The sequence below is a fragment of the Weissella ceti genome, from assembly GCF_018394055.1.
GTDB classification, from domain to species: Bacteria; Bacillota; Bacilli; order Lactobacillales; family Lactobacillaceae; genus Weissella; species Weissella ceti.
In genome coordinates this window covers 790,576-802,672 of sequence record NZ_CP074441.1, presented here as the reverse complement: position 1 = coordinate 802,672, position 12,097 = coordinate 790,576, and the positions used below count along the sequence as shown (strand labels likewise).

Annotated in this window: 13 protein-coding genes; 4 read left to right on the top strand and 9 right to left on the bottom strand. The window is 38.4% G+C overall.

Annotated elements, in window-relative coordinates:
• Nucleotides 1-31: 31 nt before the first annotated feature.
• The 4 genes from fni to mvk are packed head-to-tail and all read right to left on the bottom strand — an operon-like array spanning nt 32 to nt 4,079.
• Nucleotides 32-1,078 carry a type 2 isopentenyl-diphosphate Delta-isomerase gene (gene fni, locus KHQ31_RS04140; protein WP_213408100.1) on the bottom strand — a complete coding sequence of 349 codons (1,047 nt, stop codon included), beginning with the start codon at nt 1,076-1,078 and terminating at the stop codon, nt 32-34.
• Complete coding sequence (locus KHQ31_RS04135; protein ID WP_213408098.1) at nt 1,078-2,145, bottom strand: phosphomevalonate kinase; 1,068 nt, start codon at nt 2,143-2,145, stop codon at nt 1,078-1,080. The genes fni and KHQ31_RS04135 overlap by 1 nt, the downstream gene beginning before the upstream one ends.
• Nucleotides 2,142-3,128 carry a diphosphomevalonate decarboxylase gene (gene mvaD / locus KHQ31_RS04130; protein ID WP_213408096.1) on the bottom strand — a complete coding sequence of 329 codons (987 nt, stop codon included), beginning with the start codon at nt 3,126-3,128 and terminating at the stop codon, nt 2,142-2,144. Before mvaD ends, KHQ31_RS04135 begins: the two co-directional genes overlap by 4 nt.
• Before the next feature lie 15 nt (nt 3,129-3,143).
• A complete protein-coding gene (gene mvk, locus KHQ31_RS04125; protein WP_213408093.1) occupies nt 3,144-4,079 on the bottom strand; it encodes a mevalonate kinase in 936 nt (311 codons plus the stop codon).
• Between the two features lie 439 nt (nt 4,080-4,518).
• Here mvk and KHQ31_RS04120 point away from each other — a divergent pair, with 439 nt between their 5' ends.
• Complete coding sequence (locus KHQ31_RS04120; RefSeq protein ID WP_213408091.1) at nt 4,519-5,076, top strand: ImmA/IrrE family metallo-endopeptidase; 558 nt, start codon at nt 4,519-4,521, stop codon at nt 5,074-5,076.
• 2 nt (nt 5,077-5,078) lie between these two features.
• Nucleotides 5,079-6,185: an FRG domain-containing protein gene (locus KHQ31_RS04115; protein WP_213408089.1), complete on the top strand. Its 1,107-nt coding sequence runs from the start codon at nt 5,079-5,081 to the stop codon at nt 6,183-6,185.
• An 866-nt stretch (nt 6,186-7,051) separates the two neighbouring features.
• On the opposite strand, the gene KHQ31_RS04110 is transcribed toward KHQ31_RS04115, so the two are convergent.
• The 5 genes from KHQ31_RS04110 to KHQ31_RS04090 all read right to left on the bottom strand — a co-directional run bounded on the left by KHQ31_RS04110 (nt 7,052) and on the right by KHQ31_RS04090 (nt 9,344).
• Nucleotides 7,052-7,516 carry a hypothetical protein gene (locus tag KHQ31_RS04110; protein WP_213408087.1) on the bottom strand — a complete coding sequence of 155 codons (465 nt, stop codon included), beginning with the start codon at nt 7,514-7,516 and terminating at the stop codon, nt 7,052-7,054.
• 244 nt (nt 7,517-7,760) lie between these two features.
• Entirely contained in the window at nt 7,761-8,009 is a 249-nt protein-coding gene (locus KHQ31_RS04105; RefSeq protein WP_213408085.1) for a hypothetical protein, read from the bottom strand.
• An 89-nt stretch (nt 8,010-8,098) separates the two neighbouring features.
• Nucleotides 8,099-8,443: an HTH domain-containing protein gene (locus KHQ31_RS04100; protein ID WP_213408083.1), complete on the bottom strand. Its 345-nt coding sequence runs from the start codon at nt 8,441-8,443 to the stop codon at nt 8,099-8,101.
• Nucleotide 8,444: 1 nt separating this feature from the next.
• A complete protein-coding gene (locus KHQ31_RS04095; RefSeq protein ID WP_213408081.1) occupies nt 8,445-8,687 on the bottom strand; it encodes a MerR family transcriptional regulator in 243 nt (80 codons plus the stop codon).
• 57 nt (nt 8,688-8,744) lie between these two features.
• The gene (locus KHQ31_RS04090) at nt 8,745-9,344 is read right to left on the bottom strand and encodes a hypothetical protein (RefSeq protein WP_213408079.1); all 600 of its coding nucleotides are present in this window, start codon (nt 9,342-9,344) and stop codon (nt 8,745-8,747) included.
• A 649-nt stretch (nt 9,345-9,993) separates the two neighbouring features.
• Between KHQ31_RS04090 and KHQ31_RS04085 the strand changes: the two genes are divergently transcribed.
• Together KHQ31_RS04085 and KHQ31_RS04080 are read left to right on the top strand one after the other, a co-directional pair.
• On the top strand, nt 9,994-10,578 hold the full coding sequence (locus KHQ31_RS04085) for a helix-turn-helix domain-containing protein (protein WP_213408077.1): 585 nt from the start codon (nt 9,994-9,996) through the stop codon (nt 10,576-10,578).
• A gap of 506 nt (nt 10,579-11,084) precedes the next feature.
• Nucleotides 11,085-12,056, top strand: coding sequence for a hypothetical protein (locus KHQ31_RS04080; protein ID WP_213408075.1), 972 nt, complete (start codon nt 11,085-11,087; stop codon nt 12,054-12,056).
• The last annotated feature ends 41 nt before the right edge of the window (nt 12,057-12,097 follow it).

The following is a 12,097-nucleotide window of genomic DNA, read 5'->3' as shown; positions in this document are numbered from 1 at the left end:
CTTCCTTGCTGTTTTATCTTGATTGATTTAATTAACGCAATAGGTTACGTTGATCAGCATAGTTCTTTAACTCAGTATTTAATACAAAGGGGACCTTTGCTAAATCGCTGTATTCTTGCGCACCGACAAGTGTGTATAACTTAGCCAAGTGCGCTTTCCATTGATTGATTTCGGTTACAAGCGTCTCAACATCATTATTCATTAAGATGTGTAAGAAGTGACCAGCCACACCAACTGTTCGGGCACCTAAAACTTGTGCTTTTAAGACATCGAGTGGTGTTTGCATGCCACCAGTTGCAAATGTCGTTAATGAAGTAGGAGTGTTGCGCGCTTCCAATAGGGTTTCAGCAGTTGTTTGGCCCCAATCCGCAAGATAGTCATGTTCATGAGGGACAGCGCGGTTACGACGATCTTCGATCTTGGCGAAGTTAGTACCACCACGACCGCCTAATGAGACGTAATTGATATCCATTTCTGCTAGTTGGTTAAGTGTTTCGCGGTCGAAACCAAAGCCAACTTCTTTCACAATAACAGGAACATCTAGGTTTGCTTTAATGTTAGCCAAGTCGTCTAGCCAGTAGAATGAACGGTCACCTTCAGGCATGATTAATTCTTGGGCAACATTGACATGATATTCCAACGCATTAGCACCCAGGATTTCGACAGCTTGTTTCGCTGCATCCAGATTATTTCCAGCCCCAATGTTGGCCATCATAAAACCATCAGGATTAATTTGACGCAAGGCTTCAAAACCAGAACGTTTTGAAGGATCCTTAATGGCAATGCTTTCAGAACCAACAGCCATTGCAATACCTGTTTGCGCCGCTGCTTCTGCCAATTTGGCATTTACGTCATTGGTACGTGGTGTACCCCCAGTCATTGCTTCAATATAGAAGGGGAATTGCCAATTAAAGTGTTCGTCTTGCCAACTTAAGTTAACTTGATCAACACTTGATTCAGGAAAGGGGCGGTGAATCAAGCGAACGCCATCTAATGAAGAAACGGGTGCTTGTTGTCGATATAGCGCTTCGGCTAAAGCAAGATGTTCATCTTTACGATGCATATGTTGTGAATCCATTAATCCATACCTCTTTCTGGTGCAATTTCAAGTTGTAAAGGTGTAATATCGTGATTAATCCACGCAGCTTCGATTTTTTCAGCTTTTTCAGCCGATTTGACAATCGCAATACCATTATCGCCACCACCAGCGCCAGAAATCTTGGTTGCTGCGCCAAACTTATGGGCAATCACGAGAAGCATATGCAACCGATCAGTTAGATAGTTTAGGTGCATAGACTTCGCGTAAACCTTTAGGGCTTCTTGGTTTAGCTGCATTAACGTAGCCACGCGTAAATAATCATCAGCTTCAATAGCTTTTGCTAATTTATCAACCAAGGGGGTCGACTTGGTTGATAGCGTTTGACGATACAAACGGGCTAGTTCTTGATGGACAGCTAACATATCTTGTGTATTTGCTGGTTGACCAGTCCAACCGACTAACAATTGCCAATCACTGGGGAATTGTAGTGGAGTGATTGCCATTTCAGGCCATTTAGTCATAACTAAATCCAAAATGGATTGGGTTACCAATTGTTCTTTTAACCATTGACCATCAAATTTACGGTAATGAATCACACCACCATAGACAGCTGAGGCGATATCTCCCATTGATCCACTATGGAACGGTGGGGTCGTGATGGTCGTTAAAACACCTAATTTAAAGAGTACATCATTTGACACAGACTTGTTATGCGCTGACAGGATAGCTCGTGTTAGTGCTACAACTAGAGCTGCGGACGACCCTAATCCTAGCTTTTGGTTACCTTGGGTTAGGTCGCTACTAATTGTCACGTCAAATCCATGTAGTGGTTGGTCATGGTGGGTTAACCAATCAGCCATAATCTGACATGTTCGTAAGCAAAGAGACCAGTCGTTTTCTAATGACTGGTCTTTTAATGTAGATAGGTCAATTGATAAAGGTGCATAGTCACCATTATCGAATGATAAGCGGTCAACCGTATTAGGTGTTAACGTTACAGTAATGTAGCGATTAACTGCCATGATGATACTAGTTTGGCCTGTATTTGTTACCGCATATTCACCAGCTAAAAAGAGCTTACCTGGTGCTTTTTCGACAATCATCATATTTCGCTTCCTTTGTGAATCTTGATACCAGGGCCAGGTGTCGCGACTTGTGTCATAACATCTGGTTGCCAAGCGCGTAATGCAGACAAAATCTGGTCAGTATCTTTTGGATCAGAAATTAATTTCACATTAGGACCGGCGTCCATCGTTGCGTAAACCGAAATGCCAGTCTCACGTAATTGTTGCACGATTGATAGAACTGACCAAGAACGGTCAGTTAAATAGTTGAAGGGTGGTTGGGCTGTTGCATTAGTGGCGTGCATTTCTAGCGCGTTTGCTTCCGCAATTGTACCAATCGTATCAAGATCATGTGCATTTAATGCATCGATCATGTTTTGTGTTTGGCTGTTCGTACGATTGACCCAATCCATATAGAAAGGAGAGGTGTCTTTGGCATGTTGCATGCCTGAACGTGAATCAATAGCTTTTGGTTGATCATTCAAAATCACAGTAATCAATTGAATTGGCCAATCAATTTGTTCATTTAAGGGTTCCGCTACAGATGTTGCATCATCAGTACCGCGTTCCCATTTAACGAAACCACCAAAGACAGAGCGAGATGCAGAACCTGATCCACGACGAGCAAGACGTGAAATATCAGTTAGAGAAGGTTGTAATCCAGCAGCATGTAAAGCGGCACCAGCTAAAGCAGCGAAAGCAGATGCAGACGATGCTAAACCAGCCGCAGTAGGGACATGATTAGTAGAAGACACATGTGCAAAGGCTGAAATACCAGCTTGTTCACGAACTAAGTCTAAGACACGAACGACCTTATTGGCCTTATTACCAGTTAACGTTGTTTCATTTAATGTCACAATATCTTCAGATAGACTTTCATCAAAAGTAACCGTTGTATCTGTGTAAAATTCATCAAGTGTTAATGAAATTGAAGTTGTTGTCGGAACCATGTAAGTGGTATCGTCCTTCCCCCAGTATTTCAATAACGCAATATTAGTATGTGCACGGGCAGTATATGTCTCCATGTAAACAATATTCTCCTAACTTTGTGGATATGTTTGAATCCAAATTTCACGCGCACCAGCATGTTCAAGCGCTGATACAACGGCAGTAGTTGCTTCGGGTGTATCGGTTAGGGCCAACATTGCACCTCCGACACCGCCACCAGTAAGTTTGGCGCCTAATGCACCAGCATTACGAGACGCATTGACAAGTTTATCTAATTCAGGGTGAGAGACACCTAATGCACTAAGGTGTTCTTGTGCATTATTCATTGCTGCACCAAGCGCTTGCGCATCATTTTGTGCTAACGTATCACGAGCAGTTTTAGAAACATCCCCAAGACTTTCAATGCGTTCTGCAGCATTATCTTCATTGAACATCAAGCGTTGACGTACAACGGACACTGCTAATCCGGTTTGACCGTGGATACCAGTATCCGCAATGATTAGGGTTGCGGATAGGTCCATGGGAATAGTCGTAGGTTCTTGACCTTTAATGAACCAAATAGGGACATCGTGGGCAACTGTTGCTGCATCAATTCCAGATGATGAACCATGGGTAATGGCTTCTTCAATACTTGCCCATTTTTGCAATTCTGCGTTAGTCAAAGGGGTTTCAAAGTAATTGAAAAAAGCACGCGTAATAGCGACTGCAGTTGCTGCTGAAGAACCCATACCACGTTCTTCAGGAATACTTGATGTAATTTTTAATTTAAATGCCATTTCAGGCGCAGAAAAATGACGTAGCAGGCGCATGATTAATTGACGCACTCCTTCGTACATTTCAGCCATTTCGGCCAACGGACCATAGTAGCCTGGCGCTACGATAATTTGCCCGTGATGACGTTCTGTTAATGTTGCGGTTAAAGACATATCAGGCAAAGGTAGGGCAATTGCAGGTTGTTCGTAAACAACTGCATGTTCGCCCGTTAAAATAACCTTTGCATGACTCGTACCAGTCGCAATTTTTTTCATTGGTAAATAACCACCAATCCTTAAATATGTAAAACCTTATTAAATATAATACCAAATTTAGCTTAAAGGTTCTATACGTGCTTCCTGTATGAAAGTGAATAAGTTTCGCAGTAAGCCCTTATTCTTAGGCGATTGCATGTTATAATAAACAATTTTCTAAAATAGGAGTATGAATAGATACTAATAAGTGTCAGAAATGCGCTTGTATCAATGGTTAGAGTATAAATGAGTGTCAATGTACATAACTTAGATTAGACACTCCCAGACACTTTACAAACACTAAATATCAGCCTGCTGTTCTTTTCGTTATCTTGTCATGAGGTAGCGTTTTTTATATATTTATGAAAATTTTGATTTAAAATAACTATTATGCATGTTTCAAAACGAGTAGATGTTGTATACTAAAAATAGTTAACACATGATGTGGGGGAGAATACACATGAAGTATGGAGACGCATATACACCGCAGTTTTTGAATGGTGTGAATCAGCTTTTGGGCGTAACTGCTATTGATAAAGACGAAGAAATACAAGATTTTATTGATGTTAGACAAATTATTGAACGAGTTAACTACACTGTTTCTGAAAAGGATCTTGGACGATTAAGTGGGTTTGTTGATGCGAATGAGTCAATCATTTGTATTAATAAATCTAATAGTGAAGGACGCAAAAACTTTACATTGGGGCATGAATTAGCCCATATTTTACAAAATAAAACTTTTGCGATGCGTGGAGAAGCGACTGAATACAGTGAGGAAGAAAAGGTAGATGAAGTTTTTGCAAATAAATTCTCTGCCGAATTGATTATGCCTAAAAACTTAATAGAACATCATTTGGAAAATGTCTTATCTGAAAAAGGGCTTGATAAGGAAAAAATTAACACAACGGATGTTGATGTTGTTCTATCTGAGATAGCAAAGAAAATGCAGGTGTCTAATCAGGCTTTGAATATTCGTGTGGATCGTTTAAATATCCTCACAGCTACTCAAGGATTTTAACAATGAGTAAATTGACATATTCTGAATTGAAATCTATTTATTCTGAAGATAACGTGTTCAGCTCGTTCAATATTGATATTAATATTACTTCGACTATCTCAAATAAAAATCGCATTTATTATATGACTGACATATTGTGCCAGGATTTAACGGAAAATGAACAAAAAATTTGGGAACGAAAAGGGTTAGCTAAATGTATTGATAGTGTGCCCGAAGCAATTACTAACCTAAAGGTTACAGAAAAATATGCTGACTCAAAAGTAAGGCAATCATGGTCTACATTTTATGCGCTAAAAGAACTTATAGATTTAATTATGCTTAATGTTCCCGATGAAGTTACGCCCTATTTTAGGGGACAAAATGGAGATTGGGAGTTAACGCCAACTATTTTAAGAGATTCTTTTGACGATCAGTTCCGTGATAATTTTGAAGAAATTTACAGAGATATTGCCCGTAAATACCCATCCGTTGTTCAATATCACGAATATGGTGATGATCGTGTAAAAAATTTAGCTGAATTACAACATTATGGAATGGGAACCCCGTTAGTTGATGTGACTAAAAATCCATTTATAGCTATGTTGTTTATGGTTGATGGATTTAAAAAGGGAATCGAAAAGAAAAACTATTTTCCTCAATTCGAAATATTCTTTATAAAAAATAATGGACGTAATAAATTATTTCAAGAAGTAGAAAAAAATAATTCTAACTTGCGAATAGATGCTCAAAAAGGAGCGTTTTTAAATTTTGATCGTTTATTAGACGATACTAATTTGTTATTTGAAAAGTCTGATGAGTCTATTTGTCGAATAGTTATTAGGATCAAACCGATAACTCCTAAAATTAATTCAATAGATGAATTGTTAGGCTTGGAAAAGCCGGATAATGAAGACGAACGATACGATGGATATACAGATAAACAATATGCTTTATTAACAGCCACTAAAGACATTGAAACTAAGTTAAAATCGTATCATTATACAATAGATAATTTGTTTCCAGATTTTTACATGTATCTAGATCATTTGAAAACCACATATCAAACAGTGGAACATCCAGAACCTCCAGAATGGTACAAATTTAATCCAAATAAGGAAGTTCTTGATTAGATGATATGTTGTGAGTTTGATACGCGATGATTCGAAATCGAATTATTAAGCACTTGCTAAATTAGTAGGTGCTTTTTTATTTTGCGTGTATTTATTCATGTATATTTTAATTTCCACATTTTCCAACGTTTACCAGAACGAAATCGAACAAATGACATTAATAATTCTTATCATTTTGTATTTGCTGTAATTGGCAATAGTTAGTAATTCTATCTAGTAAAGAGTAGTAATTTGATGTTAATAATTACCTTAGCAAATCTAAGCATTTCCTTTGGATAAAATTAGAGTTGTCGTACTAGCAAATATCAGTATTTTAACCATAGATTTTCTTAGGTCAATCGGGTTATTACATAGCCCTTAAGTGGTGTGATAGAAGTGTTTTTCAGGTATCGTTTAATCAGTTTTAGAATGCAACATTTTTATGCAACGCGTTACAATGGTTCGAAACTATTAAGGCCCCCGCATGGTTACTAAAAATTAAAAGCGCGCCAATTAGCCTTCTCGTGTCGGAATCGAATTTTGAAACTTTTTAGGTAGGAGGTAAGTGGCTCTATGGGCACGTCTCGTTATGTAGGATGTATCTGTTTCGCCGTATTTTTAGACGTGATTTAATGTTTGATTGGCGTTGAACACTCTTAGGTGCTCACTGGTGGCGTTATAAAGATGGGGGTAAATTAAACATGTATCCCTATCTATAAAAAATGGTAAAAAACGAACGTAAGAAACCAGGGGAAGTGGTCGATTCTATGAAAAAGGCTGATCTTCTTTGGTTTGTTCAATAGGAAAATACCCAACCGCTAATATGAGTTAGCATGTTGCCCCAACTACCAAACTCTAGATAATGGCTCTCTGGGTCTATAATGGCGTTAAAACGTAATTTCCCAATCAGGAACATCAACGCCATTAGAAGCTACGTGATAGGGTTTAGATGATTGCTTATTATAGCTTTCGTATCGTTCAGAATCTTGGTCATACATATCTAAGAATATAACTGTATTTAACGGTTTATTCTGAGCTACTATCGGTTTGATATGCTCGTTTTGAGGCGTCTTGACATATATGCCTTGTGTTTGCTTAAAGTTCTGTGTGACACCCGTTAAATCAGCAGTTAACCCCATGCCAACAACTAACACAAGACATACCTTAACATAGTCATCTTGTTCTAGCGGCTTATCTAATAAGACAGCAAGGCGTAACCGTTCGCCTGATTCAACCCCATGGCGAATAGTAAGGTAGATAACATAGGCCACGTTAAAGTGGTTTAAAATGTTCTGTATATTTTCTTGCGTGACTTCATAAGTTTTGCCACCATTATCTACGTCAATAAACAAAACTGATCGGTTTAATAGTTCGCTTTCGCCACGAATTAGCTCATTATTTTTGTTTTGGCCACAAAGAACATGAGGCGCTTCTTTTAATTTGTAAGATTGAAATCTGTGCCAACATATTGAGCAGGGGCGTGAATACTATTCACTAGATGCAGCCATTCATTACCTTGAGGATTGTTGTATCTTTTTTGTAAAACGCCACGTACTGTGTAAATCATAATTCTGCATCCTTTGAAGTTAGGGTTAACTACATATCAAATTCACTTAGTAATTCATAAAGTTCGTTCAGGCGGTTGTAGATACTGCTCCCTAGTCGTTGGATAATAAAATGTTCTTCTAAAATTGCATTAGCTCTTTTAAAGTCAACAGATTTTGATGTTTCAGACAAAAATCCACGCATAGGTACTTCGTGGGTAAAGTTATTGTTCAACTCCACCAATTCATATAGTGGTACTGCGATATCTAGCAGCTTGCTAATCTTTTCTCGTTCAGTCATAATTAAAGAATTCTTTCGGGATAGAGTACGGAGAAAACTTTGGTCGGTAAGTCCGTACTGTGTAAGTCGGTGTCTGTTGCTGTTTATTTTTAGACGGTAAAAGCTCCGGCTTTTTCTTTTTGCCAAAATCTAGTAATATCCATATTTTCAATAGCAGTAATACGCCTATTTTCGGAACTCATTTGGGCATAAATCGGAATTAATGTATTATCTCGTTGTTCGCTATTTTCCATTAGGTAGTAACCAGCTCCACCGTCTCGCCTAGAACCAACAGGGATACCATGTTGCGTGATTAAAATTTCAATTTCCTTACGGACAATACGAGCGGAAACTCCTAACTGTGTGGCGATTCTTTTAGCAGTAATTGGGCTTTGGTCACCTTTAGGTAACAACTTGATAAGTTCTAACTGTCTAGTTGTTAGTTTTCGTGTCATGTCATCTATCCATATTCTTTAACTTAGTGGCAGCATCAGTAGCTACTTGATCAATAAAATCATCATAACTAGGGATGTCAGCCATTAAATAAGTGTTACGGCTGTGTTTGTTGTTTGGTCTGATTAAAGCATTGACTTCATCTAAATCAAACAATTTTCTACCGCCTCCAATAGTTGCATGTAACTTTCCTTGTCGTTCCCACGCTGTAACGGTGTTGATAGACTTACGGGTTAATTTTGCCAAGGTTGGCTAATTTACAACCATAGCGGGAGGAGAAGTTAATAATGTTATTTTGCATAATTAGGCGTACAGGTTGTAAATTTGCTCTTGCACCAACTCAACATAATCATCTAGCGTGGCACGGCATGTAGTCGAATCACTGCGAACCACGCCAAAGTTGCTAGGATCATCAATAGCAGTTTCTAGCATATTTAGACGGGCGTTAAGCTCTTCTAGTTCGCTGTGACGGTAGTTATCTCCATACGCTTGGATAAATTCGGTTACCTTAACCCCAAATGTGTCGATTGCTGTTGTAAGTTCTTCACGAGTATAGGCACTAACGTTGCCAAACAATGCCTTGGAGTCTTTATCTAGTTGGTCAACAGCCTTTTCAGGGTCTTGTGACGCATTACTAGTACGAGTGTCGATGCCGTCCAGCGTGATAGGTTGCCCCAATTCCTCAAAAAGACTTTGGAAGCTTAGTGCAAGTTGTGAGGATGCATCCAAAACAGCCATGTTTAAATTAACATCTTTCTTGCGTGCTTCTTCATCATCAAAGTTATTGGATGACATTTCTGCATAATGCATGGCTAGTAATAGGTCATTCGCTAGGGGAATAATTCCGTACTTATCTGCTATGGTTGCTGTGGCTTGGTTGTATCCTGGTTCTGCGTGGTTCATGGTCAATCTCTTTTCTGGGTGGTTCGTCCACTCCTAAACCGCTAGGGCGCTATGACAGGTTAATAGAGTCGGGCGTGTGTTTGTAACAGTTTTAGGACTTATTCAGGTCGCGAGGCGGTCGGTAATTTGTGTAAGCCGGTGTTTCTACCTAATTTGGTAGAAGCTTAGTGATCATGTTGTATGCACGTTCTAGAGCAGTTGCTACATAAGCAATTACTTTCAGTACAGTGATAAACATGATGAAAAAATGAATTAGTATAATGACAGTAGTCATGTTGTTACTCCTTTAGCACGGACGGACGCTGTGGTTACTTATCTAACTTGCTGATAAGCCACGTATTAACGGCAGTGTATGTTTTACCGTTTACGGCAAAAGGTGGTATTTGATACAGTACTTTTTGCACTGTATCACGAAACAATCCTAATTAAGTAGCCAAAGAAGTACGTGTTAAGCGACTTGCTGCTTGTTGTTTAAGTAGAGTTGTTTGTGTTTCTAGTGTGATAATTCCTTTCTATGTAAATTAAAACGAGGTTTGCGTTGTTGATGTTTAAAACTATAAAACGAGTTTTGCGTTCTGTCAACACGAAATACGCAAAATGCGTTTTTTGTGTTATATTTATCTACGAAAAGACCGAAAGAGGTGGGACTATGAATAGAATTAAAGAACTTCGACAAGGTACAGGAAAACAACAAAAAGAAGTAGCTAATGAACTACACATACCAGTTTCAACGTATGCAGGGTATGAACGTGGGGAACGTGAGCCTAAATTAGACGTATGGAAAAAGTTAGCTGGTTATTTTGATGTAGACGTTCCATATTTGCAAGATATTTCAGATGAACGAAATCTAGAGAAACGCAAAAATTGGATTAAATTAGAAAAAAATAAAAATACCAAAGAGTACCGACAAGAAAAGTGGGAAACTCAACAAGAAGATTTAAAACGTGATTTACTTAGTAATTTTGACGATTTACTGACTGTGTTAAGTTTTACAGATGAAAATATAGTCGATATTAATAAAGAATTCGGGACTGACTTTGATAGGAAATGGGAGTTAATTCGTATAGTAGATTACGTACTTCATTATGAACTGAGATTGAACAAAGAATATCCAGACGCCACTGATTATGAAGAACGACAAGAAGAACTGTGGGATATTTTAGATGGATTGTATGCCAAGAATTTAAAAAAACTTGTTAGTGAAAAAGGTATCTCGGATATAGTAAAAGATTAATGTATGTTGGTGTATTTCTGTCTATAAACTAAAAAGATCTAATGATTACGTACAAGGGCTAATAGATGCTTACAAAGACTAGTAGTGTAAGTACACCCCAAGCCAGACTTGGCTTGGGGTGTTAACTAAACCTAGAGAACTCAAATGTGAGTTGTCCTAACCAACCCAAATTTGGATGCGTTGAAATTATTTAAGGTCGTGAAACAAGATGATAGAGGGTCAACCCAAATTTGAGTTCACCTAAATAGCCCAACCGAGATATCGGTTGGGGTCTGGCACAAGGGCTGTTTACATTAGGTATCTCGTAGCTCAGATTTGAGCCGTCAAATAGTCTAGCCGGAAACAGATATGTTATGGGGCCAATATGATTAAGAGGGTTGGTGCAATATTGCGCCATGTAGCCGAAGTCATAACTGGATTGGACTATGTGTATCTGTGGGTAATGAGCCGAACGCAAATTTGCGTTGGGATAAATAGGGTGCGTAGAGGTAAGGAGTAGTATAAAAATGAAAATATATTGGAGAAATTGGAAAAAGTCGTTCAATAAGTGGGTTGTTTTTGTGCATATAGTTCTTTTCATTGTAGGGGGAATCTTTGGAGGGCATAAAGGGAACATAGGTAATTTTGGCGGATGGCTAATGGGTTATTGCTTTCTATTTTTTTGTGTCCATTCACTTTTAGTACCTACGAATGATGAGCAAACTAAAAATCTCTTTTCAGGTATTTCGTCTTGGTTTAAAGGTCTACCGAGAGTTAATAGGATAGCCTGGGCATATGCTTTTTTTCCATTGTTTGTTGTGATGCTATCAGAAGTCTTTGATATCAAAAGTCTAGGGGATTTGGCAAATCTTACAACGATAGTAGTGGCCGCGGTGTTACCAATTGTTATGTGGGCATTTGGATTTAAGAATATGAGCAATATACAAGCCCCTATTCAAGAAAGCACACAGGAAAATGAAGTGCAATCACACGCTCAAGATGAGGTAGAGGTTGAAAACGAACAACTGCATAAGGAAAAGTTAGATCGAAGAAGGAAAATAGGAATTAAACTTTTCAAAGTGGCTGGACTTTGTATGGGTGTGTATGTTATTGCTGGAATTTTCATAGTATTTGTGATGCCATATACGCCGTGGATTGGACTTTCTTTCAGTGTGTTACTTATATTTGTTGCATTGTTACTGGGGTTGTTCTTTATTTTCTCTGAGAATAGCGTGCTTTCTCAAAATATGGTTCAGCTTAGTTATGTAATATCCGGTTGGTTCACTGTGTCATTTCTAGTTATTTCTCTTGTATGCTCTGCGAATGGCGACATCCTGGGGATTTTTGAAGCACTATCCAAAGATCTACAAGAAGCTAGGGCATTTGATAGGTGGACAGCTGCACTAATATATACGGTGGGTGTGATTCCGTTACTATCTATTTCATTAAAAGAAACATGTAACTTGGTTATGAGTCGTTTCTTCAAATTTGAATCTTAAGAGTTCAGACCACGTCCAGCAAAGGAACGACGTTAAAATCT